Raw genomic sequence first — 25,089 nt, 5'->3', positions numbered from 1 at the left:
CCGTAGCAGCGCCCGGTCCGACCGGCATCGTACTTTCGTACGCAGTGGAGCGGCACATGGATTTGCTACCGTGGACATCCTTCCCCCAGGCCACGCCGACATGACCGACACCTTTCTTTCCGGGCGCACGGCGCTCGTGACCGGCAGCACCTCGGGCATCGGCCTTGCCATCGCCTGCTCGCTGGCCGAAGCCGGGGCGCGGGTGGCGATCAACGGCCTCGGCGACGACGCCCAGGTCAAAGCGGCGCTCGACGCCGTGCAGGCCGCCGGTGGCAGCGACGTCCGCCACTTCGACGCCAATCTCCTCGATCCCGAAGCCATCGCCACGATGATGGCCGACATCGACGCCTGGTCGCCCATCGACGTGCTGGTCAACAACGCCGGCATCCAGCATGCGGTGCCGCTGGCCGACATGCCGATCGGCAAGTGGGACGCGATCATCGCGATCAACCTCAGCGCCGCCTTCCACACCATGCGCCTGGCCATGCCGGGGATGGCGGCGCGCGGCTTCGGGCGGGTGGTGAACATCGCCTCCGTGCACGGCCTGGTGGCCTCGAAGGACAAGGCGCCGTACGTCGCCAGCAAGCACGGCATCGTCGGCCTGTCGAAGGTGGCGGCGCTGGAATACGCCGCGACCGGCAGCCGCGACAGCGGCGGCGTGACCGTGAACTGCATCTGCCCGGGCTGGGTGGAGACGCCGCTGATCGAGCCGCAGATCGAGGCGCGCCGGAACGGCGGCAGCCGCGACGAAGGCGTGCGCGCGCTGCTGTCCGAGAAGCAGCCCAGCCTGCGCATGACCCTGCCCGCCGAGATCGGCGCGCTCGCCACCTGGCTGTGTCGCCGCGAGGCGCACAACGTCACCGGCGCCTCGTTCCCGGTCGACGGGGGCTGGACGGCGCAGTAGCAGACCCGGAACCCGCGCCCCATGGCCACCCTGCTCATCGCCGACGACCACCCGCTGTTCCGCGCCGCCATGCGTGGCGCCGCGGTCGAGGCCGAGGCCGGCACCGAAACCATCGAGGCCGGAACGCTTGACGCCACCCTGGCGGCGCTGGAATCGCGCCCCGACATCGACCTGGTGCTGCTGGACCTGCACATGCCCGGCAACCACGGGCTGGCCGGCCTGGCCGCGATCAGGGCGCAGTTCCCGGCTGTCGCGGTGGTGCTGGTCTCGGCCAACGAAGACCCGCGCGTGGTGCGCCGCGCGCTCGACCACGGCGCCGCCGGCTACATCCCCAAGAGCGCCGGCCTGGACGAAATGCGCGACGCGATCCGCAGCGTGCTGGCCTGCGAGGAATGGCTGCCGCCGGCGCTGCGCGGTGCTGTTGCGCGCGCGCAATCCACGCCTGGCGATACGGACCTTGCCGCGCGCCTGGCCAGCCTCACCGCACAGCAGTTCCGGGTACTGGCACTGGTCGCCCAGGGCCTGCTCAACAAGCAGGTCGCGGACCGCCTGGACGTGCAGGAGCGCACGGTGAAAGCACACCTGTCGGCGATCTTCGAGAAGCTCGGCGTGCGCAACCGCACCCAGGCCGGCGTGATCCTGCGCGAACTCGAGCTCAGCGACCCGTCGCGCCAGGTCGAACGCGCCGACTGAGCTGCGCGCTCAGATGCGGGAAAACGCCCAGGACTGCATGCGTCCTTCGCGATAGGGCATGACGCCGTGGAAGGCGCGCGGGTCGTTGTCGAACACCAGCGGCACGAAGTGGCGATCGCCCTCCCACAGCGGCAGCTCGAGCACGCGGTCGATGTCGATCCATTCCAGCGTGCCTTCCGGGTTCGACGCCGGCGGCGTGCCGGTGAACCCGGTGACCAGGAAGACGAAGGCGAACCAGTCCTCGCCGTGCTTGCCGAAGCCCGGCCAGCTGATGGTGCCGCGCAGCTGCAGCTGCGTGCATTCGATCGCGGCCTCCTCGCGGATCTCGCGACGCATGCCGGAAAGCGCGTCCTCGTCGGCTTCGATCTTGCCGCCCAGCCCGTTGTACTTGCCCAGATGCTGATCGCCGGGACGCGCGTTGCGATGGACCATCAGCACCCGGCGGCGGTCGGGCGAAAGCACGTAGCCAAGCGTGGCCAGGATCGGGGTATAGGGCATCGGACTGCGGAATGCGCGCTGTGGACTGTGGACAGCCGGTGATTGTAGGCGCTCAGCCCGCAGACCCGGGCCTGACCCGCATGCGGCCGAGCATCGATTTCAGCGCCAACGGCCGCACCGGCTTCTGCAGCAGGCCCAGGGCATGCTCGGCGACTTCGCGGCGCACCGCATCGGTGGCGTCGGCGCTGAGTACCAGGGTGGGCACGGCACCATGGCGCGCCGACAGCTGCAGCCAGGCGCCGATGCCGGTCTGGCCGTCATCGAGGTGGTAGTCAAGCAGCCACAGGTCGGCGGGACGCGCGGCATGCGCGGCGAGCGCCGCCCCTGCATCGGCGGCGAGGTCGACGCTGCAGCCCCAGCCGCGCAGCAGGGCTGCCAGCGACTCCAGCGCCATCGGGTCGTTGTCGAGCAGCAGCACGTGGGCGCCGCCCAGTCCCGCCCGCGTGGCCGGGACAGCGGCGGCTTCGGCCGGCGTGGCGACCGTTGGCAGCGCGATGGCGAAGACCGTGCCGACGCCTGGACGGCTGCGCAGCTCGACGCTCGAACCCAGCAGCCGCGCAATGCGTTCGGCGATCGCCAGGCCCAGACCAAGCCCCTGCCCGCCCACGCCTTCGCCACGGCGGAACTCCTCGAAAATCAGCGCCTGCTGCCCGATGTCGATGCCCGGACCGGTGTCGTGCACTTCGATCCGCAATTGGCCGCCCGCGTGGCGCACGCCCAGCAGCACGCGGCCCTGCCCCGTGTAGCGCACCGCGTTGGCAAGGAAGTTCTGCAGCACGCGGCGCAACAGCTGCGGATCGCTGTGCGTCCATGCATCGCTGGCGACGTGGTCGAAGCGCAGGCCGCGGTCTTCGGCCAGCGCGCGGAACTCCGAGGCCAGCGGCTCCAGCACTTCGGCCAGCGGGAAGTCGCGCGGCTGCGGCACCAGCCCGCCGGCCTCCAGGCGTGCCATGTCGAACAGGCCGGTGAGCAGGTCGGTGGTGGAGTCCAGTGCGCCACGGATCTGCCCCAGCGAAGCCTTCTGCCGACCTTGCACCTGCTCGGCCAGCGCGTCGGTGAACAGCTGCGCCGCGTGCAGCGGCTGCAGCAGGTCATGCCCGACCGCGGTCAGGAAGCGGCTCTTGGCCTCGTTGGCGCGCTCGGCTTCGCGCCGCGCCTGGTCGAGGCTGGCGGTGCGCTCCTCGACGCGCTGCTCCAGCGTCTCGTTGCTGCGCTTGAGCTCGGCCTCGGTGCGGCGGAAGGCGGTGACGTCGGTGAAGGTGGCGACGAAGCCGCCGCCCGGCATCGGGTTGCCGCGGATCTCGACCATGCCACCGTGCGGGAACACGCGTTCGCTGACATAGGGCGTGCCGGCCTGCATGTGCCCCAGGCGCTTTGCGGACTCGCCCTCGACACGCGCACCGACATCGCCGACAAGTCCGCGGCCCAGGTTGTGCGAGACCAGCTCCGCCACCGGCACTCCGATGCGCAGCAGCCCCGGTGGATAGCCGAACAGCTCCGCATACGGCCGGTTCCATGCCACCAGCCGCAGCTCACGATCGACCACGCTGATGCCCTGGCTCATGTTCTCCAGCGCCGCCTGCAGCACGCGCTGGTTGAAGCGCAGGTCCTGCGAGGCTTCACCGACGATCTCGGCCACGGTGTCGAGGTCGGGGCCAGCCTCGCGACGCGCGGCGTCAAGCAGCAATCGCGCCGAGGCGCTGCCCAGCACCGCGGCCAGCTCGCGCTCGAAGCGCGCCTCGATCAGCACCGGCACCGGGCCGCTGTGCGGCGCGCCGCGCAGCAACTCATCCACCGCACGCACTGGCAGGAAGCGCCGCCCGGCCTGGCGCAGCGTACGCAGGTCGGAGCCGCGCGCCACGTCGCGATCCGGCGAGGACAGCCAGGCCGACAGCACCAGCATGGTCGCCGCACCCACGAACAGGCTGGCGCCCACCGCCCGCCCCAGCCGGCTCCAGCCGGTCAGCCCGAACAGCGTGTCCGGCGCCAGCCATGCAATTCCAAAGGGACCGGCCGCCAGCCAGTCGCCACTGCCACCGGCGAGCTCGACCTGCATCGGCGCCAGCGTCACCCAGGCCCAGGCCAGGAATCCGGCCAGCACTCCCCACGTTGCCGCGACCGCCGGCGTGCGCGTGCGCCAGACGGCGCAGAACAGCGCAGGTGCCAGCGTCGCCAGCGCCGAGAACGAGACCGCGCCGACGTCGGCGAGCGACTGGTTGCCGCCGATCACCCGGCTGTAGGCCCAGGCCAGCAGCATCACGCCCAGGATGCCTGCGCGGCGCAACGCCAGCACCGCGCCGCGGCGGTCGTCGCCTCCGCGCCCGGCCGACCACGCGCCGCGCAGCAGGCCGGGCGTGAACAAGTGGTTGCCGATCATCAGGCTCAGCGCCAGCGTACTCACCACCACCATGCCGGTGGCCGCACTCAGACCGCCAAGGAACGCGAACAGCGCCAGCCCGTGGTGGCCCAGCGCGGCCGGCAGCGCCAGCGCGTACATGTCCGGCGGCACGCTGTCGCCCAGCAACGCCGTGCCCGCTCGCGCCAGCGGCAGCGTCGGCAGCGCGATCAACACCAGATACAGCGGAAACTGCCAGCGTGCGGTGAGTACGTGGCGCTCGTCGCGACATTCGACCACGCCGACGTGGAACTGGTGCGGAAGGATGAACATCGCCAGCGCGCCCAGCAGCACCAGCGGGATGAAACCTCCCACCGGCGCCGGCGGCGAAGGCACCTTCGCGACTTCGATCTCGCCCAGGCCGAACCAGACCAGCGCACCCAGCGCCAGCATCGCCACCAGCTTGAACAGCGATTCGAAAGCCATCGCCAGCACCAGGCCGCGGTTGTGCTCGGCCGCGCTTGCGCGCCGGGTGCCGAAGGCCATCGCGAACACTGCCATCGCCAGCGCCACGTACAGCGCGCCGTCGCGCCAGGGCGCGATCGCCGCACCGACTTCGCCGCCCGTGGTCAGCGTGGCGAAGCTCATCGTCACCGCCTTCAGCTGCAGCGCGATGTACGGAACCATGCCCAGCAATGCAACCAGGGTGACCACCGCGGCAAGCCACGGATCCTTGCCCAGGCGGGTGGCGATCAGGTCGGCGATCGACGTCGCATTGCTTTCGCGCGCCAGTCGCACCAGGCGCAGCATGAATGCGAAGGCCACGATGTAGAACACGATCGCGCCGAGGAAGGTCGGCGGCAGCGGCCAGCCGTAGCGCGCGGCCTGGGTGACCGTGCCGTAGAAGGTCCACGAGGTGCAGTGCACCGCCAGCGACAGTGCATAGACGTGGCGCCAGTGCCGCGCCAGCGTTCCCGGCCGGCGCTCCGCATAGACCGCGACGCCGAACAGCAGCGCAAGCCACAGCACCGCGGCCGCGACCACCACGCCGACGCTCAGCATTGCCGCCAGCCTCTCAAGCCTGTGTCCCCAAAGCGCCTGTCCCCGCTCAACCGGACCCAGAATAACGCAGCGGCGGGCCGAAGCCCGCCGCCGTGATCACCGCCTGGATACAGGGCGATCAGAAGTTGTAACGCACCGACATGTACCAGTTGCGCGGCAGGCCGTAGTAGGCGGTCTGGATGTTGCCCACGCTGGCGAACTCCTGGCCTTCGGTCTTGTAGACCTCGTCGGTCAGGTTGCGCACGCCGGCGCGGACCTGCCACACGTACTGCGGCGAGTCCCACACGCCGAACGCACCAAGCAGCGTGTACGCGCCTTGGCTCAGCACGGCGCGGTTGTCCACCGACAGCCAGGTCTTGCTGCGGTAGGAGGCATCCACGCCGACGCCGAGGTGGCCGCCATCGCCCAGCGAGAAGCCCTGCTGCAGCGCGATGCGGGCCGTCATGTCAGGCGAGAACGGCACGTGGTCGTGGTTGAGATTGGGATCGAAGCCGGGATACGTCGGATCAAGGCGGAAATCGTCGAAGCGGTCGTATTCGGCATCCAGCCAGCCGACTTGCGCGCTGAGCACGGTGGCTTCGCCGAAGCGCGCACTGCCCTCGAACTCGATGCCCATGATGTCGAGCTCGGCCGCGTTGAGCACCGGGAAGGTGCCGACGTCTTGCGAGACGCGCGCCTGGAAGTCGCTGTAGTCGCTCTTGAACGCCGCGACGCTGCCGCGCAGGCGGCCGTCACTGGAGCTCGCCTTCAGGCCGAGCTCGTAGGTCCAGACGTACTCGGGATCGAACTTCGCGTTCTGGGTGTCATAGACGGTGTTGGCGCGGCCGTTGAAGCCGCCGGACTTGAAGCCGCGGTTGGCGGACACATAGCCCATCAGGTTGTCGCTGAAAGCCTTCTGCAGGCTCACCGACGGCGTCACCGCGGTCCAGTTGGCCTTGGCCTTGAATGCCACGGTCTCGTTGATGCCCTCGAAGCCTCCGCCCCAGAAGGTGCTGGTCGTGCGGTCGTATTCCTTCTCGTCGCGCGTCCAGCGCACGCCACCGGCGAGGTTCCAGGTCGGCGCGAACTCCCAGTTGGCATGGGCGAACGCGGCGACGCTGGTGGTGGTCAGGTCATCGTCGATGGTGCGCAGGAAGGGAACCGGCGCGCCGAACAGCGCGAACAGGTCGTCGGCATAGGCTTCCTGGTAGGACGGCACGTCCTCGCGCATGTAATAGGCGCCAAACGTCGCCTGCAGATTGCCACCGTTGTCGTACTGCAGCTGGAATTCCTGGCTGGTCTGCTCCTGGTCGAGCGACACCAGCACGTCGCCCAGCTCGAACTCGCTGGCGTCGATGTCGATGAACGAGTCGGTCTTCAGGCGGCGATGCGAGGTGATGCTCTTGAGCAGCCACTGCTCGCTGACATCCCATTCCATCGACAGCGAGGCGCCCGAATGCTCAAGTTTCTGGCCGTGGCCGGGCGGCAGGAACGAGGTCTGCGAACGGTGGTTCCATTCGCCGGTCTCGCCCGGCTGCAGCACCACGGTGCCCGGGAGACCGATGAGCGGGTAGCCCAGGTCGGTCTGCAGCAGCGGCGCCATCGGCCGGCCCATGGTCGGCGCGGCGTCCTGCTCGGTGTGGTCGAACGACAGCGTGGCGCGGAAGGTGTCGCTGGGCTGGAACGCGATCTTTGCGCGGATGGCCTGGGTGTCGTCGTTGTTGTAGTGGCGGCCGGTGACCGTGTCGCGCACGTAGCCGTCGTTGCGGATCGAGGCCACGGCGACGCTCGCGGCGACGGTGTCGCTCAGCTGGCCGCTGGCGTAACCACGCACTTCCTGGCGGCCGTAGTCGCCGATCGTCAGCTCGGCCGCGCCGCCGCTGTGCTCGAAGGGATCACGGGTGGTGATCTTGATCGCGCCGCCGGTGGAGTTCTTGCCGTACAGCGTGCCCTGGGGGCCGCGCAGCACTTCGACCTGCTGGACGTCGAACAGCGAGAACATCGAGCCGTTGATGCGCGAGTAGTAGACGTCGTCGACGTACATGCCCACGCCCGGGTCGAAGCTCTGCAGCGCGTCGGGCTGGCCGATGCCGCGGATGAAGACGTTGACGCTGTTCGCCGAGCCGCGGCCCTGGACGATGTTGAGGTTGGGCACCGCGCCCTGCAGGCCGCTGACGTCGCTGGCCTGGAGGTCCTTCAGCTCTTCCTCGCCGAACGCGCTGACCGCGACCGGCACGTCCTGGATGGACTCGACGCGGCGGCGGGCGGTGACGGTGATGGTGTCGAGGTCGGTGGCGCTGCTCGCGGGCTGGGCCTGGGCCGGAACGGCGTCCTGCGCATGCAGGGTGGGCGCGGCCAGGGCCACGACGATCGCCAGGCTGAGTGAGGTGGCGCGGATCTTGGCAGGCTTCATGGGGTCCCCGGGAAATGCTGGTAGCGCGCGGCCGATTGCCGCGTGGTGCCAAGACTAGGGAGGCGGCGCACGCGGCGGCATCGTACCTTCGGACAATGGGCCGCGACCGCGGCTGGCGGGAACACTGTCGCCCGTGGAGTCGTGCGCCGCACGATCGAAGGGTTGCCGATGTCGTTCCTGATCGTGCTCGCTGCGCTGGTCTTCCTGATGTACGTCGCCTACCGCGGCCACAGCGTGATCCTGTTCGCGCCGATCGCGGCCCTGGGCGCGGTATTGCTGACCGACCCCTCGCTGGTGGCGCCGATGTTCACCGGCCTGTTCATGGACAAGATGGTCGGCTTCCTGAAGCTGTACTTCCCGGTCTTCCTGCTGGGCGCGGTATTCGGCAAGCTGATCGAGATCTCCGGCTTCTCCAAGTCGATCGTCGCCGCCACGATCAAGGTGGTCGGCGCGCAGCGGGCGATGCTGTCGATCGTGATCGTCTGTGCGCTGCTCACCTACGGCGGCGTCTCGCTGTTCGTGGTGGTGTTCGCGGTGTATCCGTTCGCCGCCGAACTGTTCCGCCAGAGCGACATCCCGAAGCGTCTGATCCCGGGCACCATCGCGCTGGGCGCCTTCACCTTCACCATGGACGCGCTGCCCGGCACGCCGCAGATCCAGAACATCATCCCGACCGCGTTCTTCGGCACCAACACCTGGGCCGCACCGATACTGGGCACGATCGGCGGCGTCTTCATCATCATCGTCGGCCTGTCCTACCTCGACTGGCGCCGACGCGTGGCGCAGCGCGCCGGCGAGGGCTACGGCGACCCGGCCACCCTGCTCAACGAACCTGCGCCCTTCGTCGGCGACCGGCTCGCACACCCGCTGATCGCGCTGCTGCCGCTGGTGATGGTGGGCGTTGCGAACCTGGTGCTGACCCGGCTGATCCCGGGCTGGTACGGCGACAGCCACAGCTTCATCCCCGCGGTGGTCGGCAACCCGGCGCCGGTGGTGCAGGAAGTGGCGAAGATCGCCGCGATCTGGGCGGTCATGGGCGCACTGCTGATCGGCATCGTGACGGTGCTGGTGTTTGCCTGGAAGACGGTGTTCAAGCACTTCGCCGAAGGCACGAAGTCCGCGATCGGCGGCGCGCTGCTGGCATCGATGAACACCGCGTCCGAATACGGCTTCGGCGCCGTGATCGCCGCGCTGCCCGGCTTCCTGCTGGTTGCCGACGCCCTCGGAGCCATCCCCGACCCCCTGGTCAACGAAGCAGTCACGGTGACCGCGCTGGCCGGCATCACCGGTTCGGCTTCGGGCGGCATGTCGATCGCGCTGGCCGCCATGGCCGACACCTTCATCGCCAACGCCAACGCCGCCGGGATCCCGATGGAAGTGCTGCACCGCGTGGCATCCATGGCCTCCGGCGGCATGGACACCCTGCCCCACAACGGCGCGGTGATCACGTTGCTTGCGGTCACCGGCCTGACCCACCGCCAGGCCTACAAGGACATCTTCGCAATCACGATCATCAAGACCATCGCTGTATTCGTGATCATCGGCGTGTTCTACGCGACCGGGCTGGTCTGAGCAGCGCCCTGCGCGCTATTGCGCCCATCCTGGCGCCGTCAGCTATCCAAAGCCCAGGTAGCGCGCCATCGCACCAGCCGCCTGTTCGCGCGAACCACACGCCTGCTCGGTCATCGAAGTGCAGATCGCACGCATCATCCCGAGCACGAGCCGGCGTGCGTCCGGAGAGAGCGTAGCCAAAGCCTCCAAAACGAACTGCTGGTCCGGAACCTCAGTGTGAGGCACACCCTCAAGGCGCGCGTGGACGCCCCCATCCGCCCGTCCGCTGATCAGCCATTCGATGCCTACCCCAAGTGTCCCGGCGAGCTGCATCACCCGCGAGAGGCAAGGTGCGTGTCCCGCGGGACGCTCCCAGTGTCCGACGGCGCTGGCTGTCACCCCGAGCCTCGCGCCCAACTCGGATTGGCTCCAACCCTTGCGTCGCCTTGCCGAGCGGATCCGGTCCGGCAGTGTTCCCCTCATGTTTCCCCCAGTGTCGTCCGTAACACCTGCTGACATCCTAGGCAGCTGCCGCGGCAGGGCCAAGTACGGGGAAGCTGCACTTTCGCGAGAGCCGTCACGGAACGGGACGCTCCCAGCTCGGTTCAAGTCGCGAATTCATGCACCAGTCGCCCTCGCGCGGCGATGTCGATGGTCGAGAGGTCGATGACGCGGTCCGCGCATGCGATGGTTTCACTGCGGTGTGCGATGACCACTCGTGTAATACGGAGTTGCCGGAGTGCAACGTTGATACCGGCTTCGGTCCGCGCATCGAGATGGCTCGTTGCTTCATCGAGGAACAGGATCGAAGGCTGCCGGTACAGGGCGCGAGCGAGGAGCAGCCGCTGCTTCTGCCCCCCCGAAAGAGAAGAGCCCATGTCACCGATCAGACTGTTGTAGCCCATTGGCATCGCCCGGATCGCCTCATCCATGGCCGCCATCCGTGCGCACGACACCGTCCTCGCCATATCGACTTTTTCATCGAAGAAAGCGATGTTGTCCACGATCGAGCCTGACAGCAGCTGGTCCTCCTGCATCACCGCCGCGACCTGCCGCCGGTACCGGTCAAGCCCGACCTGGCGGAGCGGAACACCGTCCACGAGGACCTCGCCTTCCGTCGGATCGAGGAGACCGAGCATGAGCTTCATGACCGTCGTCTTGCCGTAGCCTGACGGTCCTACAATCGCGACGAACTCCCCCGGCCGGATGTCGAGCGACAGTCCAGACACAAGGTCCCGGCCCGCCTCCGCGTAGCGAAAAGCGATGTTCCGCAGCTCCAGCGCACCCTCGACCCGATGATTGGCTGCGGCGCCACCACCAACATCTTCCCGCTTGGACAGGGCCACGTCGCCCACGCGATCGAAATGGAGCGAGAGCATCCTGAATTCGATGCCCTTCTCCACCAGCGAGGAGAACTTGCCCATGAACTGGGTCTTGTAGGCGATGAACGCGAACAGCATTCCGACGCTGAATCCACCGGCCACGACGAGCTTCGCCGCGACATACACGACCACGATGTTCTCCACGCCGAAGAGCAGCCGGTTGATTCCGCGATAGGACACGTTGAACACGCCGAGCCTGAGCTTCTTGTTGGTCGCGTTGGTGAGGAGGTTACGCCACAGCCCTTCGCGCTTCGCTTCAGCACCGAACAGCTTGATCGTCTGGATACCACGTACGGTTTCCATGAAACTGGTGTTCTCGTTCGCGCGGGCCATGATTTCAGCCATCGAGGCATCGCGCAGCGAGCGATACATGATGAGGCGAACCAGCGCATAGAGAATCGCGGCAACGACCACGATGGAGGCGAGCAAACGGCTGTAAATGAAGAGCACGACCACAACCGCAACCACCATCACTCCATCGATCAGCGCCTCCACCAAGCCCTTGGTCAGCAGGTCCTTGACGTATGACAGCGATCCGAAGCGCGAGACAATGTCACCCATGTGGCGCTTCTCGAAGTATGCGAGCGGAAGCCGGACCAGGTGGTGGAACAGATTAACGGTCATCTGGAGGCTCATGAGGCTTCCAAGATGGAGCAGTGCAAGGCCGCGAAGTCCTTCGGCGATCACCTCGAAGACAAGCAGCATCGAGAACCCTAGCGCGAGTACGAGCAACAGCTGCATGTCGGACGTCATGAGGACATCATCCACGACCAGCTGCATGTAATAGGGTCCCGCGATCATGAGCGTCTGCAACACGATCGAGAGGCACAGCACCAGCGCCAGGTAGCGCTTCAACCCCACGACGTTGGCGCAGAAGTCTGCCAGCCCCAACGCTTGGCCCGGTGCCTTGACGGAAAAGTCACGGGTCGGCGTCAGTTCCAATGCAACGCCCGTGAATCGCGCAGACAGCTCCTCGCGGCTGATCCACCTGTGGCCCGAAGCCGGGTCGAATACAAGAAAGCCACGCCGCGACACTTTGGCCAGAACCACGAAATGGTTGAGGTCCCAGTGCAGGATCGCCGGTCTGGACAACAAGGCAACCTGGTCAAGCTCGAGCCGGAGTGCGCGTGCGGCAAGGCCGAGCCTGTCGGCGAAATCCACCAGGTCAGCGAGGGTGGTCCCCGCCATGGACACGGAGAACAGCCGCCGGAGTTCAACCAGGCTGACGTGATGACCGTGGAATCCGGCCACCATGCCCAGGCAGGCAATCCCGCATTCGGCCGCTTCCGACTGCTGCAGGAGCCTGACCTCTCGCCGCGCGAAGAAGCCGATCCCGGGCACGGCCGCGCTCATTGGAATCGACCCTTGATGCTGAAGACAGGGTCGAAGAGCCAGCGCACAAGCGACCGCTTCTCGGTAATGATGTCCGCTTCAAACTCCATCCCGGGCCGGACCGTGAAACTCCGCCCGTATCCACGGACCGACGCGTCGGTGAGTTCGGCAAAGGCCCTGTACGACGGCTCCGTCTGTCCTGCATTCCCCGGGCGTTCGGCTGCTTCGGGATAGACCAGCGTGTCCCCTACCTGGACCACTCGTGCGGTTTGCGATCCGAAGCGCTGGTACGGGAAGGCGTCGAGCCGGATCCGGACCTGTTGGCCGGATTCGACGAAACCCACCGCGCTCTCGGGCAGGTGGAGGACCGCATGCAACGAGCTGTCCTCCGGAACGATATTCATCACGACCTGGGCAATCGCGAGATGCTGGCCTGCGCGTGCGACGATGCCGCTCACGCGCCCCGAAACCGAGGCCTTCAGTTCGCTCGCATGATCACCGCGCACGCGTACCAACTGGTTGGCGGTGTCCGCTTTCTGCGCCTCCAGGCGCGCAACCGCATCGCGGTGATCGCCCGGGAGCGCAGCGTACTCGTCGGCAATGGCCTGCCGCTGGTGGCGCAAATCGATTTCACGGGTCACGAGCTCCTCGCGCTGCTGCGACAGTGCCAGCGTGACATCCTCCTGTCGGCGGATCTCCAGCTGGGACGCGTAGCCCTCTCTCCCGAGCGAGGTCAGCTTCGCCAGCAGGTCCTGGTTGATCACGATCCTGCGATCGCTCGTCGCCAGCTGTCCGCCGATGGAGTCAAGCTGCCTCTCGATGAGGGCCTGCCGACCGGTGATCGCCTCGACCTGCATGACGTGGCGCCCCCGCTCGTTGTCGATCTGCTCCTCGAACCCGGCCTGCATGCGCTCAAGCTCCGCCACGATCGACTGGTTCATGTCTCCCACGCCCGGTACGAAGCTGTCGGAACGCGTCAGCATGAGCGTCTGCCCGGCGGCAACCAGGTCGCCTTCCCTCACTGCCACCCGTTCCACGACCCCGCTCCCCTGCGTGCGCACCTGGATCAGCCCCTTGACTGGCTCGATCACTCCCCGCACCCGCTCCTTCCGTGAATACTCCGAGATCGACAGGAACGTCACGGCCAAGGCGATGACCACGAACATCGACCAAGCGGCCCAGACAAACGGAAGTGGACGGGCCAGCAGGACGTTTCCCTCCAGCCCGGGCGTCCGCGCACGCTGGACCTCCTTGCGGAACAGTTCGCCCACGCCTCCTCCTAGACCTGGCTGGTCAGGGCCGGCCGTGGCGTTGGCGCGACAGTCATCGACGTGGCGCTGTCCCCGGCTGGCCGGGGGGAATCACAGCGCAATGCCTCGTCGATCATCAGGTCGAAGTTGCCGCCGCCATTGGCGAGGCGATGGAGGAACATCGCGATACCAGCCGAGCCGCTTGCGTAGTCACAGTTGAGCTTCAGCCCGTTGGCATCGGGGAACGCGATCCCATCCTCCCGCTCCACGGCAAAAACCCGGATTCCAGAGGCGCAGCGGTGCGCACGCTCTACCAGCGACGGGTCTCCAAGGAACTCGGCGGCGTCGAGCAGGTAGTTGCCCAGTCCCGCGAGGCCCAGATAGAGCCCTGCCCCGACGGCGTACTTGTTGGACACCGCCGGCAACGTGCGGCGCACCAGATCCGCATAGTCCGTACGCCCGGTCACAGCGTAATAGCGCAGCGCCACGGTCCCGACCCCTGCACTGCCGAACGCGATGTACGGATACAGGATCGACCCCTTGCTGGTGCGAGGAAAGCCCAAAGATTCTTCTGAAATCCGGCCCGCGGCGACATCGAATGCGAGCGCCGAGGCACCCGTGTCCAGATACGCCTGCTTTCCGGTCACGCAGTGCAGGTAGAGCAGGAAGAGTGCGATTCCGGCCCCACCTTCGTGGAGGCCGATGGGCGCACCATCGTCGTCATCCGGCGACGTCCAACAGACGCCGGAGTCGACCTCCATCGCGCGGCTACAAAGGACCTCACCCATTTTCTCGGCCTCCGCCAGCCAGGATGCCTCGCCGTACCTCAGCCAGAACTTCAGGCAGGTATATCCGTAACCTGCCGTGCCGTGACCTAAAGACATGTCCTCGAACAGCGACCGGTGGTGGCCAACCTTGCGAAGCTCGCGCTTGGCCTCTGCATCACGCCCGAACTCGGCAAGGACCCATGCCGTTCCACTGGCGCCGTCCAATAGCCCGACGCGTCGCTTGCCACCGCCCGCGGACATTTTCCCCAGATACCACTCTTCGAAACCCGTCGGCGCTGCGCCGGTGATCCTGGACACGGCCCTGGCGATTCCGGCCATGCCCTGATCCAGCGCGAACGCATCATCCATTCTGGAGCCCGCAGGAAAGACACGCTCGCTGCGCGAGAGGTCCATGTGCGCAAGGCAGTAGCTGGCAACACCGGATGCGGCAACCGTGCAGAAGTGCGCCAGTCCGGCCGCCGCGACCTGTGGCGGCCGCTCGAATCCCACGACACCGTCCGTGGACAGGTGTTCGAGCAGGCCTGCGGCCTCATCGAGAGACAGGCTTCCGGACAGCAGGCCGAGTGCACATTCGGCATAGCCGGTCGGCAGCCCGATGTCGCGACGCAGCTCGTCGAGCAGCTCGCGTGCGTAGCTGGGCTTGAGCGCCATGACAGCCGTGTTCGGCATCATCATCGCCACCAGGATGCATCCGACGGCATAGACGTCGTCGACAAAACCGGCTCCGGGCTGGTCGAGCCGTTCGGGGCGACCGAAGCCGGGCGTAAACAGGTTAACCGGGGGATCGACGCCAACCTCATACGCGCCCTCGAAGTCGATCAGGCGCACGCGCTGCGTTTCCGCATCGACGATTACGTTGTTCGTGGACAGATCCCCGAAAACGATGCTCCGTTCGTGGAGCCTCGCGACCACCTCGATCAGGTTCCGTGCGATCGTGGCGGTCTGGTGGATCCAATTTCGCATGGCCACGTCGGTGGTCCCGGAGTGGACCAGCTTGCTGGTGCGGGCCTGATGCTCCCGGAGCGTATGTCCCGGGATCCGCTCCTGCGCGAGGAACAGGTGCGTCCACTCCTGGAACAGCCCCAGGGGCTCGGGTGCAATGCCGCTCCCGGCGAGGAGCGTCAGCAACCGGAACTCCCTGCGCAGGCTGTCGGCCGCCGAAGGGCCCGAGGCGCTGCCGACGAAGGGGCGAGCTTCCTTGATGATGACAGGGGTACCGTCGGAGAACGATTCCCCTATGTAGACGCCGCCGAAGTTCGAGAACTTGATCGCGGCATCAATCCTGTAGGCGCCACCAAAGACGTCCGGCGTAGACTGGTCCACCGGGCTGCCTTCCCCGGTGCATGCGCCTGGTTCGTCTTCGATCCCCGGAACCGGGCCGACGAACGCGGGCGGGGTGAAGCGTGCCGAGCGCACATCCTCGATCAGCTGAAAGCGATCGTTGAGGATGCAGGCCGTCCCGTCCCGACCGTTCAATCCGGAGATGTCGATGAACCCTCCGTAGCGATAGTAGACGACGGTCGAATCCCGGTATTGACGGTCGGAGAGTACATAGGGACCCTCAATGCCGTGCGTCGCGGCGTGGAGTGCTTCCAGCATGGCGACGAACGTCGACTCCTCCTGCGGGTAGATGGTTATGAACTTGCCCGACTGGGAGCGCTTGCAGCTCTTGCCCAGCAAGTGCCGCAGGATCCCGGGGTCGCTGGCGAACTTGAACTCCGTGTCGTGGGCGATGCAGACCGGCGCCACCAGCCCCAGGGTGTCCATGGCCTGGTCGACCGTTGACGAAACGTGGATCTTCCAGCCCTGCACCGTCGTGGTCGGAACCGGGCGGATGGCCTGTGTCCAGAAGTAGTCCTGCCTGAGCCTCCAGTCATGAGGCAGGGCGGCATGTGCTCGCCGGAGATAATCGTCCGAGGGCTTGCGTGCACTGTAGGGGATGAAGAAATCCGGATGCAGGTTCAGATCGCGCATGGCGGCTCCTGGCGACGGGCTGGTTCCGTATCAAGCACCAGGGCCCTTGGGCGGGCCCTGGCGCCCATGCCCGGCAAGCCGGGGTCGGCATGGATTACAGCTGCTTCGCGGAGTCTTCCTTCGGACAGCCACCGCTGATCGTGCTCCACTCGCTGGCGCCGACGCCGCCACAGTCACGGCTCATCGTGCTCCACGCCGCCGCATCCACGTCGCCCTTGCGGCCGCCGCTGACCTGCTCGAGCTCCTGCAGGCCCAGGACCTTCATCTTGTCGTTGTTCATCGCAAATTCCTTCTCGTCTGATTGTCGATGGTGGCTTCGAAGCGTCGGTTCCCCGAGCATTGAATCCACTCGCGTATCCGCTCACACCGCTTGCCGGCACGCGTACCGGCAGTCGTCGGAGCAGGCCAGCAGGGCTGGCGGTCGAACCTTCTCCAAACGAGACAGCAGACGTCAACACACGCTTCACGCGTCAAACCGGTCACTTCCGCTCGCAGACAAAACAATATGAGCATCAGTTGTGATTCGTTGCGCGCGATTGCACTCGGGTCCGCACTTTGCAGCTCCGATGAGCGTTGCTCATCGGCCAGTTCACGAGGGATGCTCATCGCACTCGCGAAAAAAGCGGACCCGAAGGCCCGTTATCCGCCGATCGTGCCGTCGAACGGTGACTGGCGCCGACATGCGACCACGCAGCGCTGAGCCTTCCCGGGATATGGGAATGCGGTCACGGAAGCCGCCACGGGTTCGGATAACCTGAGCCCAGGGGTTGGCGGCAATCCGTGCCGCCGGGGAGCCCGGCATGAACACGAAGTTGCAGCACGCGCAGGCGGATGCCATCCGCGATGCGTTCGCCCGCCGCTACCAGTTGCGACGCCCGCCCCGCTACGGTCCTGCAGCCATTGCCCAAGCTGCCGCAGCCGCGACCGGCGCCGGCGCCGCACCGCCTAAGGGGGGCAACCAGCGACCGGGCTTCGTGCAGATGGCGAAGCCACCGTTCGCAGTCCGCGTGCTCAACAACCTCGGCTACGGAGCCACCCCCGCGTCGATTACCGCGTTCAACGCGCTTGGCGGCAGCGACACTGCCAGACTCACCGCCTACGTCGACCGCCAGCTGGCCTGGTCGACCATCGACGACAGCGCGGTCGAAGCCCGCTTGGCGGCAGCCGGCTACCAGACGCTGGGCAAGAGCCTGCCCCAGCTCTGGCAGGACCACGTGATCAACGCCACCGGCTCCAACACGCGCATGCTGCCGGCCTGGGAGGTGGAGCTTTCAGCCCTGGTACGCGCCGTGCATTCGGAGCGCCAGCTGCTGGAAGTGATGGTCACCTTCTGGCACGACCACTTCAACGTCACCCTGAGTGACTATTCCGCCGGCCCGGTGTACGTGCACTACCACCGCGATGTCATGCGCCAGCATGCGACGGGCAACTTCCGCGCCATGCTCGAGTCCGTCGCCACCAGCACGGCGATGCTGTACTACCTCGACAACCTTTCCAACAGCCGCTCCGGCCCGAACGAGAACTTCGCCCGCGAGCTGCTGGAGCTGCACACCTTCGGCGCCGAAAACTACCTGGGCTTCATGGATCCCTTCCAGGTGCCGCCCTGCCCGGAAGATCCGTCCTACCCGATCGGCTATACCGACATCGACGTCTACGAGACCGCGGCCGCATTCACCGGCTGGACGGTCCGCAACGGGCACTGGCAGTACCCGACCGAGGATGACGGCACCTTCGTCTATCGCGCCGCCTGGCACGACACCGGGCCGAAGTACGTGCTCGGCAGCTTCATCTACCCCGAGCAGCCCGCGCTCAAGGACGGCCGCGACATCCTCGACCGCATCGCCAGCCATCCGCGGGTGGCGAAGTTCATCTGCGGCAAGATCATCCGCCGCTTCTTCGCCGACACTCCACCCAGTGGCCTGGTCGACAGCGCAGCCGAGGTGTTCCGCGCGAACTGGCAGGCGCCCGACCAGATCGCACGCACCCTGCGCCACATCCTGCTGTCGGACCTCGCCCGCAACGCGTGGGGATACAAGCAGCGCCGCCCCTTCGAAGCCGTGGCAGCCGCAATGCGCGTCCTCGACATCGACTGGACCCCGCGCGTCGGACAGGCGCGCTCCGACGAACTGCTGTGGCGCCTGGGCTTCACGGGGCACTCGCCTTATGACTGGCCGGCGCCAAACGGCTATCCCGACACCGCCCGCGAATGGATGGGTGGCAACCGCTATGCGATGACCTGGGATCTCGTGAACTGGCTTACCGAGACCGGCATCGACAGCGTGCCGGTCGCGCCGGTGCTTGCCACCACGCGCGCGCAGGTGCCGGCGGCGCAGTGGACGGCGCGGCGACTGGTCGACTTCTGGGCCAGGCGCACCCTCGGCTATCTGCCCGAGCCTGCGCGCCTGCAGGTGCTGGTGGCATTCATGGCCCAGAACGGAAACCCCGACACCTACGTCATCACCGACACCGACGCGTGGGCCACGGGCGACCTCAAGCGCCACTACAACCAGCAGCGGCTGCGCAGCATGGTCTCGCTGCTGCTGATGTCACCCGAATTTCTGGCGCGTTGAGGAGTCACGGAATGCCCTCCATGGAATTCGACCGCCGCAACTTCCTCAAGGGATGTTGCGCCACCGCGGCCATCGGCGCCGTCGGCCCCGGCCTGCTGTTCTCACCCGCGGCGCGCGCCGCGGAAAACAGCCACGACACCATCGTCCACGTGTTCCTGCGCGGCGGCATCGACGGGCTCAACCTGGTGGTGCCGGTCTCCGGCGACGACCGCACGCACTACGAGCAGGCTCGCCCGAACCTGGCGATCGCGGCCAGCGGTGCCTACGGCGCCCTTCCACTTACCCTGGGAAACGGCAGCAACACCGGTTTCGGCCTGCACCCTTCGGCGTCCGGCCTGCACGAACTCTGGGACGAAGGCCGCCTGGCCATCGTGCACGGCTGCGGCATGCAGACCACGGTGACCCGCAGCCATTTCGATGCGCAGCTCTACCTCGACCTGGGCACGCCCGGGATGCAGGGTGGCGGCACCGGCTGGCTGGCACGCGCCTGGGCCAACCATCCCGGCGCCAGTGACTCGGTGCCGATCCCGGCACTTGCCGTGAACAGCCGCACGCCGGCGAACATGCTCGGTGCCACCCAGGCGCTGACCATGGGCAGCCCCGCTGAGTTCCGCCTCAACTCGGGCGCCTGGAGCTGGCAGACCTGGCGCGAGGGCATGCCGGCCGGCACCCGCGGCGTCAACGAGACCCTGGAGCTGCTGTGGAACGGACCCACCGCGCTGGAGCTGGGTGGCAGGCGCGCCGACGCGTCGCTGCGCCTGATCCGCGAGCAGGACTTCCAGTCGACGCCACCGGCCAGCTGGCCCACCAGCACCTTCGCGCGCCAGCTGTGGACCGTCGCACAATCGATCCGCTTCAACCTTGGCCTGCGCTATGCGACCGTGGACCTCGGCGGCTGGGACACCCACGACGGCCAGGGCACCGCAGGCAGCGGCTACCACTACTACCAGAACAAGATCGCCGAGCTGTCGCAGGCGCTGTCGGCGTTCTACGCCGAGATGCACGCCGGCGGCGAGGCCTCGCGGGTGACGGTGGTGGTGCAGTCCGAGTTCGGGCGCCGCGTGCGACAGAACGGCAGCGGCGGCACCGACCACGGCTATGGCAATCCGATGCTCGTGCTGGGCGGGCCGGTCAACGGCCGGCGGTTCTATGGCAGCTTCGCCGGACTGCACCCGGAGATCCTGTCGCCGCACTTCGGCGACGTCCCGGTGACCACCGATTTCCGGCGCGTGCTTTGGGACATCCTGCAGCAACGCATGGGCCACACCAGCGCCCAGGCGGTCTTCCCCGGCTACACGGGCCACGCGCCGCTGGGGATCGTGCAGGCGGCGGGCGCCGCGGCTGTCGCAGCCCTGCCGCAGCACCCACAACCGATTTACGGGTCGTCGCTGCCGCCGCGCCGCCCCGCAGGAGCGACAGCAGGGTCCCGCTTCACGTCGCCGGCGACCATTGCGACTGCCGACACGCCGGTCGTGGCCGCAAGGCCGCGGCGCCCGCCGCCGCTTCCGCTGCGAGTCGTGCGCTGGCACATGGAACTCGTGCACCGCCTGCTTTCGCGCGCGGCTCCCTGAGTCCGGCCGGCCGCCAGCCAGCCGGAGGAGTACACCTCCTGTGTGCGGGACGGGCAGCGCGCATCCCAACGGAGCAGCTCCCGGCCCCAACTGTCACGTCAGCACCGCTGAGCCTCGACAAGAACCAGCCACAGCGCCGTGCCGGCTGTACGTCTCTCCCTCAACGAGAGAGAACCAGACAAAGGGCTGCTGCCGAACGCAGGAAAGCGGGCCGAAGCCCGCTTTCCTGATGAAACGTGACGCGCCCGAAGGCGCGTCGGGTACCGTCAGCCCTTACTCGGCCGGCGTGCCCTCGCCTTCTTCGACGGCCTTCATCGACAGGCGGATGCGGCCCTGCTTGTCGACTTCCAGCACCTTGACCTTGACCACGTCGCCTTCCTTGAGCACGTCGCTGACCTTCTCGACCCGGTCGTTGGAGATCTGCGACACGTGCACCAGGCCGTCCTTGCCGGGGGAGATGGTGACGAAGGCACCGAAGTCCATCAGCTTGACGACCTTGCCCTCGTAGATCCGGCCCGGCTCGACGTCGGAGGTGATCTGCTCGATGCGCTCCTTGGCGGCCCGACCGGCGGCGGCGTCGACGGATGCAATCGTGATCGTACCGTCGTCCTGGATGTCGATCTGGGTGCCGGTTTCCTTGGTGATCGCCTGGATGACCGAACCGCCCTTGCCGATCACTTCGCGGATCTTGTCGGGGTGGATCTTGATGGTGATCAGGCGCGGAGCGAACTCGCTCAGCTCCGAACGCGGCGAGGTCAGCGCGGACTCCATCTCCTTGAGGATGTGCAGGCGGCCCTGCTTCGCCTGCGCCAGCGCGACCTTCATGATCTCTTCGGTGATGCCCTGGATCTTGATGTCCATCTGCAGCGCCGAAATACCCTTCTCGGTGCCGGCGACCTTGAAGTCCATGTCGCCCAGGTGGTCTTCGTCACCGAGGATGTCGGACAGCACGACGTAGTCGTCGCCTTCCTTCACCAGGCCCATGGCGATGCCGGCGACCGGTGCCTTGATCGGCACGCCCGCGTCCATCAGCGCCAGCGAGGAACCGCAGACCGAGGCCATCGACGAGGAACCGTTCGACTCGGTGATCTCCGACACCACGCGGATCGTGTACGGGAACGCTTCCATCGTCGGCATCACGGCAAGCACGCCGCGCTTGGCAAGGCGGCCGTGGCCGATCTCGCGACGCTTCGGGCCCATCATGCGGCCGGCTTCACCCACCGAGTACGGGGGGAAGTTGTAGTGGAACAGGAAGTGCTCCTTGTACTCGCCGGAGACCGCGTCGATGATCTGGCCGTCGCGGGCGGTGCCCAGCGTGACGGCGACGATCGCCTGGGTCTCGCCGCGGGTGAACAGCGAGGAGCCGTGGACGCGCGGCAGCACGCCGACCTTCGAGGCGATCGGGCGCACGGTGTCGGGCGCGCGGCCATCGATGCGGACCTTGGTCGTGAGGACCGAGTTGCGCATGGTCTGGTATTCCTGCTCGCTGAACTCCTTCGACAGGTCACCGGTCGCCCATGCCTTCGTCTCCGCTTCCGGGGCGATGGCGGCGAGGATCGACTTCTTGAGGTTGGAGATCGCGTCCTTGCGCTCGAGCTTGTCGCGCACTTGGAAGGCTTCGGCGAGCTTCTCGCCGACCGCGGTGCGGATCGCGCTGACGATGCCTTCGTCGGCGGCGGGCTTGCTCCAGGTCCACTTCGGCTTGCCGGCTTCGGCGACGAGCTCGTTGATGGTGTCGATCGCGACCTGCATCTGCTGGTGGCCGAACATCACCGCGCCGAGCATCACGTCCTCGGACAGCTCGTTGGCCTCGGACTCGACCATCAGCACCGCGTTCGCGGTACCGGCGACGACGAGTTCAAGGTCGGACTCCTTCAGCTCCGACACGGTCGGGTTGAGCAGGTACTGGCCGTCCTTGTAGCCGACCTTGGCGGCGCCGATCGGGCCGTCGAAGGGCGCGCCCGAGAGCGACAGCGCGGCCGAGGCGCCGATCAGGGCGAGGATGTCACCGTCGACCTCGGGGTTCATCGACATCACCGTGGCGATGATCTGCACTTCGTTGCGGAAGCCGTCGGGGAACAGCGGGCGGATCGGGCGGTCGATCAGGCGCGAAGTCAGCGTCTCCTTCTCGGTCGCGCGGCCCTCGCGCTTGAAGAAGCCGCCCGGGATGCGGCCACCGGCGTAGAACTTCTCCTGGTAGTCGACGGTGAGCGGGAAGAAGTCCTGCCCCTCGCGTGCGGTCTTGTTGGCGACCGCGCTGACCAGCAGCATGGTGCCCTCGCACGAGATCATGACCGCGCCGCCGGCCTGGCGTGCGATCTCACCGGTCTCGATGGTGACCGTGCGACTGCCGTACTCGAAGCTCTTGGTAACTTTCGCCACGTTGGTGATTCCTCGGTGTCTCTTGCGATGAACCGGCCGGGACCCTTGCCCCTTGCCGGGTGGCGCGCCCGCGGCGCGCCGGAAAAAGAACCGCGGCGCATTTCTGCGCCGCGGCGGGGTATGTATCAGCGACGCAGGCCAAGCTTCCCGATCAGCGCCTTGTAGCGCGCGATGTCCTTGCGGTGCAGGTAGTCAAGCAGGCTGCGGCGCGTGTTGACCATCTTCAGCAGGCCGCGGCGGCTGTGGTGGTCCTGCTTGTGGATCTTGAAGTGCTCGGTGAGGTGCACGATGCGTGCGGTCAGCAGGGCGACCTGGACTTCGGTGGAGCCGGTGTCGTTTTCGCCGCGCTTGTTGTCTGCAATGATGGAGCTGGTGTCGATGGACATCGTTTCATGCCTTTCTGTGATGCGTGGACCGCAGGAACGCACCCATGCCGGTTGGCACGGACGCACACCACGAGAACCGCCGCTTGCTGTGGGAACGTCTGGCGCCCGTCATCGGGCCCCCGAAGTGCTTGGAAAAAGCCGCGGAATTGTACCGCGCGGGAGGCCTCCCGGACAAGGCGCGGCCTTCAGTCCGTGCCCGGCGCCGCGGCGGGAGCGGGCTGCGCACAAGCCCATGTGAACATGCGTCGCGGCTTCAGGCCGCCCTCGCCATCGGTCGTCCCCAGGCCCAGCACCCGGGCCCCTGGTCCAAACACGGCCACTTCGCCTGCGCCCGTGAATACGCCATCCACGCCCTGCCCATGCGCCAGGCGAGCGGCGCCGGCGGCATCCACCTCGACCCGCGGCCAGGCATCCATGCCCGCTTCGACCGGCAACAGGCAGGCCTCGAGGCTGCGCTCGCCCCGTTCAGCCAGCGCCTCGAGCTCGGCGAACGTCCACATCCTCGGGTTCCTGAACGGATCCACCCACAGCCTCCGCAATTCAGCGACGTGGGCACCGCAGCCCAAGGCTTCGCCGAGATCGCGCACAAGGCTGCGCACATAGGTTCCCGATCCGCACTCCACGCGCAGGCGCAGGATGTTCCCGGGCGCCACGCCGTCGGCGGCATCCAGCAGGTCGGCCGCAGACAGCAGGCTGAATTCGTGCACGTCGACCGCGCGCGGCTCGATCTCGACGTCTTCGCCGCGGCGCGCCTTCGCATACAGCGGCTCGCCGCCGCGCTTGAGCGCGGAATAGATCGGCGGCCGCTGCATGATGGCGCCGGTAAGCCGTGCAAGGGCGGCATCGATGGTGGCGATGTCCAGCAGCGGCACCGGACGCTCGCGCAGCACCTGGCCTTCGGCGTCATCGGTATCGGTGACCTGGCCCAGGCGGGCGACGGTGTCGTAGGCCTTGCGCGCGCCGAGCAGCCCGCCGGCGATCTTGGTGGCCTCGCCGAAGCACAGCGGCAGTAGGCCGGTGGCCAGCGGATCCAGGCTGCCGGTGTGGCCACCCTTTTCCGCGCGGAACAGGTGGCGCGCACGCTGCAGCGCCTGGTTGGAACTCGGTCCACGGGGCTTGTCGAGCAGCAGGATGCCGTCAAGCCTGCGGAACTTCGTTCGCGATCGTTGCTTCATCGCGCCATTGTAGGTGGCGTGCACTTGATGTGGATCATGGCCGCCCGCCCATGCGCGGCGCAGCCTGAGGGATCCGTCCGCTGCACGTCCGATCGACCACGAACAGGAGCGTTCAATGAAGACGAAAACCCTGGCCCTTGCACTGGCGCTGTCGGCGATGGCCGTACCCGTCCATGCACAGGAAGCCGCCGCGGCCGCACCCGCCGCCGACTACGTCCCCAGCCTGGTCACCGCCACGCCGCTGCAGGGACGGCAGCTGGCGATCACCCTGGTCAGGAAGACCATCGGCAGCATCCAGAAGGACGGCGACGCCAAGCAGCGCGTGCGCGAGAAGTACGAAGAGGATCCGATGATGCTCATGCGTGCGGCCGAACTTGTCGCGATCGAGTTCAGGACGATCGCCGAAGCCAACGATTACTGGCGCGGACAGGAAGAAGGCGGCGACTGATCACGTCGTGGGAGCGGCTACAGCCGCGATCGGCGGACAGCCTGCGACGGGAGCCTCCGTTGTGGCGCGCGTTGCCCGTCCCGTGCACAGGGGGTGTGCTCCCCCGGCAGTCTCCGCGTCCTGCTACCACTGCCGGCCGCCGGCCATCCATGGCCGGCTGTACGCCCCCCCCCTGTGCACGGGACGGGCCGTGGAGTTTCTTGGCTTCGGGACGGAGATCAAGAGCGGGCGCGCTCGCGCTCGTAGGGGTCGCCCTGGCGTGGCTGTGCCGCTTGATCCAGGACGATCCACCGGGTTTCAACGTCGGCGTCGCTGCCTCCCTCCCCCGACCGCAAAGAAGGTCCGGGCCCGCCGTGGATGCAGGGGGATTCCCGAAGCCGGCCATGGATGGCCGGC

At 67.3% G+C, this 25,089-nt stretch carries 17 protein-coding genes; 6 read left to right on the top strand and 11 right to left on the bottom strand.

Going from position 1 to position 25,089, the window contains the following annotated elements; translation table 11 throughout:
* The first annotated feature begins 70 nt into the window (after nucleotides 1–70).
* Together ACW7G5_RS08610 and ACW7G5_RS08605 are read left to right on the top strand one after the other, a co-directional pair.
* The gene (locus ACW7G5_RS08610) at nucleotides 71–904 is read left to right on the top strand and encodes a 3-hydroxybutyrate dehydrogenase (protein WP_457003604.1); all 834 of its coding nucleotides are present in this window, start codon (nucleotides 71–73) and stop codon (nucleotides 902–904) included.
* 21 nt (nucleotides 905–925) lie between these two features.
* Nucleotides 926–1,597, top strand: a complete 672-nt coding sequence (locus ACW7G5_RS08605; RefSeq protein ID WP_457003603.1) for a response regulator — start codon at nucleotides 926–928, stop codon at nucleotides 1,595–1,597.
* A 9-nt stretch (nucleotides 1,598–1,606) separates the two neighbouring features.
* On the opposite strand, the gene ACW7G5_RS08600 is transcribed toward ACW7G5_RS08605, so the two are convergent.
* The 3 genes from ACW7G5_RS08600 to ACW7G5_RS08590 all read right to left on the bottom strand — a co-directional run bounded on the left by ACW7G5_RS08600 (nucleotide 1,607) and on the right by ACW7G5_RS08590 (nucleotide 7,884).
* On the bottom strand, nucleotides 1,607–2,095 hold the full coding sequence (locus tag ACW7G5_RS08600; RefSeq protein WP_457003601.1) for an NUDIX hydrolase: 489 nt from the start codon (nucleotides 2,093–2,095) through the stop codon (nucleotides 1,607–1,609).
* A gap of 52 nt (nucleotides 2,096–2,147) precedes the next feature.
* Entirely contained in the window at nucleotides 2,148–5,492 is a 3,345-nt protein-coding gene (locus ACW7G5_RS08595) for a hybrid sensor histidine kinase/response regulator (RefSeq protein ID WP_457003599.1), read from the bottom strand.
* A 118-nt stretch (nucleotides 5,493–5,610) separates the two neighbouring features.
* Nucleotides 5,611–7,884, bottom strand: coding sequence for a TonB-dependent receptor (locus tag ACW7G5_RS08590; protein ID WP_457003597.1), 2,274 nt, complete (start codon nucleotides 7,882–7,884; stop codon nucleotides 5,611–5,613).
* Between the two features lie 168 nt (nucleotides 7,885–8,052).
* Here ACW7G5_RS08590 and ACW7G5_RS08585 point away from each other — a divergent pair, with 168 nt between their 5' ends.
* A complete protein-coding gene (locus ACW7G5_RS08585; RefSeq protein ID WP_457003595.1) occupies nucleotides 8,053–9,456 on the top strand; it encodes a GntP family permease in 1,404 nt (467 codons plus the stop codon).
* A 42-nt stretch (nucleotides 9,457–9,498) separates the two neighbouring features.
* On the opposite strand, the gene ACW7G5_RS08580 is transcribed toward ACW7G5_RS08585, so the two are convergent.
* The 5 genes from ACW7G5_RS08580 to ACW7G5_RS08560 form a co-directional block, all read right to left on the bottom strand.
* Nucleotides 9,499–9,918, bottom strand: coding sequence for a helix-turn-helix domain-containing protein (locus tag ACW7G5_RS08580; RefSeq protein ID WP_457003593.1), 420 nt, complete (start codon nucleotides 9,916–9,918; stop codon nucleotides 9,499–9,501).
* A 122-nt stretch (nucleotides 9,919–10,040) separates the two neighbouring features.
* Nucleotides 10,041–12,170 (bottom strand): peptidase domain-containing ABC transporter, encoded by a 2,130-nt coding sequence (locus ACW7G5_RS08575; RefSeq protein WP_457003591.1) that lies wholly within the window; start codon nucleotides 12,168–12,170, stop codon nucleotides 10,041–10,043.
* A complete protein-coding gene (locus tag ACW7G5_RS08570) occupies nucleotides 12,167–13,420 on the bottom strand; it encodes an HlyD family secretion protein (protein ID WP_457003589.1) in 1,254 nt (417 codons plus the stop codon). Before ACW7G5_RS08570 ends, ACW7G5_RS08575 begins: the two co-directional genes overlap by 4 nt.
* 8 nt (nucleotides 13,421–13,428) lie before the next feature.
* The gene (gene lanKC / locus ACW7G5_RS08565) at nucleotides 13,429–16,161 is read right to left on the bottom strand and encodes a class III lanthionine synthetase LanKC (protein ID WP_457003587.1); all 2,733 of its coding nucleotides are present in this window, start codon (nucleotides 16,159–16,161) and stop codon (nucleotides 13,429–13,431) included.
* Nucleotides 16,162–16,255: 94 nt separating this feature from the next.
* Nucleotides 16,256–16,441: a hypothetical protein gene (locus tag ACW7G5_RS08560; protein ID WP_457003586.1), complete on the bottom strand. Its 186-nt coding sequence runs from the start codon at nucleotides 16,439–16,441 to the stop codon at nucleotides 16,256–16,258.
* A 520-nt stretch (nucleotides 16,442–16,961) separates the two neighbouring features.
* Here ACW7G5_RS08560 and ACW7G5_RS08555 point away from each other — a divergent pair.
* Both ACW7G5_RS08555 and ACW7G5_RS08550 read left to right on the top strand, forming a co-directional pair.
* On the top strand, nucleotides 16,962–18,731 hold the full coding sequence (locus tag ACW7G5_RS08555) for a DUF1800 domain-containing protein (protein ID WP_457003584.1): 1,770 nt from the start codon (nucleotides 16,962–16,964) through the stop codon (nucleotides 18,729–18,731).
* Nucleotides 18,732–18,742: 11 nt separating this feature from the next.
* Nucleotides 18,743–20,302, top strand: coding sequence for a DUF1501 domain-containing protein (locus ACW7G5_RS08550; protein WP_457003582.1), 1,560 nt, complete (start codon nucleotides 18,743–18,745; stop codon nucleotides 20,300–20,302).
* A gap of 273 nt (nucleotides 20,303–20,575) precedes the next feature.
* Here the strand turns inward: ACW7G5_RS08550 and pnp are convergent, their stop codons facing one another.
* The 3 genes from pnp to truB form a co-directional block, all read right to left on the bottom strand.
* On the bottom strand, nucleotides 20,576–22,684 hold the full coding sequence (pnp, locus tag ACW7G5_RS08545) for a polyribonucleotide nucleotidyltransferase (protein ID WP_457003580.1): 2,109 nt from the start codon (nucleotides 22,682–22,684) through the stop codon (nucleotides 20,576–20,578).
* 125 nt (nucleotides 22,685–22,809) lie between these two features.
* Nucleotides 22,810–23,070 carry a 30S ribosomal protein S15 gene (gene rpsO, locus ACW7G5_RS08540; protein WP_457003578.1) on the bottom strand — a complete coding sequence of 87 codons (261 nt, stop codon included), beginning with the start codon at nucleotides 23,068–23,070 and terminating at the stop codon, nucleotides 22,810–22,812.
* A gap of 185 nt (nucleotides 23,071–23,255) precedes the next feature.
* Nucleotides 23,256–24,245, bottom strand: a complete 990-nt coding sequence (gene truB, locus ACW7G5_RS08535; protein WP_457003576.1) for a tRNA pseudouridine(55) synthase TruB — start codon at nucleotides 24,243–24,245, stop codon at nucleotides 23,256–23,258.
* 115 nt (nucleotides 24,246–24,360) lie between these two features.
* Here truB and ACW7G5_RS08530 point away from each other — a divergent pair, with 115 nt between their 5' ends.
* Nucleotides 24,361–24,693 (top strand): hexameric tyrosine-coordinated heme protein, encoded by a 333-nt coding sequence (locus ACW7G5_RS08530; RefSeq protein WP_457003575.1) that lies wholly within the window; start codon nucleotides 24,361–24,363, stop codon nucleotides 24,691–24,693.
* The last annotated feature ends 396 nt before the right edge of the window (nucleotides 24,694–25,089 follow it).

This window comes from Luteimonas sp. A501, assembly GCF_054052085.1.
This window is presented reverse-complemented; position numbering and strand designations above follow the sequence as displayed.

Coding starts and splice junctions, on each gene's coding strand:
- ACW7G5_RS08590 (WP_457003597.1), bottom strand. CDS start 7,884: ATGAAGCCTGCCAAGATCCGCGCCACCTCACTCAGCCTGGCGATCGTC.
- ACW7G5_RS08560 (WP_457003586.1), bottom strand. CDS start 16,441: ATGAACAACGACAAGATGAAGGTCCTGGGCCTGCAGGAGCTCGAGCAG.
- ACW7G5_RS08550 (WP_457003582.1), top strand. CDS start 18,743: ATGCCCTCCATGGAATTCGACCGCCGCAACTTCCTCAAGGGATGTTGC.
- rpsO (WP_457003578.1), bottom strand. CDS start 23,070: ATGTCCATCGACACCAGCTCCATCATTGCAGACAACAAGCGCGGCGAA.
- lanKC (WP_457003587.1), bottom strand. CDS start 16,161: ATGCGCGATCTGAACCTGCATCCGGATTTCTTCATCCCCTACAGTGCA.
- ACW7G5_RS08530 (WP_457003575.1), top strand. CDS start 24,361: ATGAAGACGAAAACCCTGGCCCTTGCACTGGCGCTGTCGGCGATGGCC.
- ACW7G5_RS08595 (WP_457003599.1), bottom strand. CDS start 5,492: ATGCTGAGCGTCGGCGTGGTGGTCGCGGCCGCGGTGCTGTGGCTTGCG.
- truB (WP_457003576.1), bottom strand. CDS start 24,245: ATGAAGCAACGATCGCGAACGAAGTTCCGCAGGCTTGACGGCATCCTG.
- ACW7G5_RS08605 (WP_457003603.1), top strand. CDS start 926: ATGGCCACCCTGCTCATCGCCGACGACCACCCGCTGTTCCGCGCCGCC.
- ACW7G5_RS08555 (WP_457003584.1), top strand. CDS start 16,962: ATGAACACGAAGTTGCAGCACGCGCAGGCGGATGCCATCCGCGATGCG.
- ACW7G5_RS08575 (WP_457003591.1), bottom strand. CDS start 12,170: ATGAGCGCGGCCGTGCCCGGGATCGGCTTCTTCGCGCGGCGAGAGGTC.
- ACW7G5_RS08580 (WP_457003593.1), bottom strand. CDS start 9,918: ATGAGGGGAACACTGCCGGACCGGATCCGCTCGGCAAGGCGACGCAAG.
- ACW7G5_RS08585 (WP_457003595.1), top strand. CDS start 8,053: ATGTCGTTCCTGATCGTGCTCGCTGCGCTGGTCTTCCTGATGTACGTC.
- ACW7G5_RS08600 (WP_457003601.1), bottom strand. CDS start 2,095: ATGCCCTATACCCCGATCCTGGCCACGCTTGGCTACGTGCTTTCGCCC.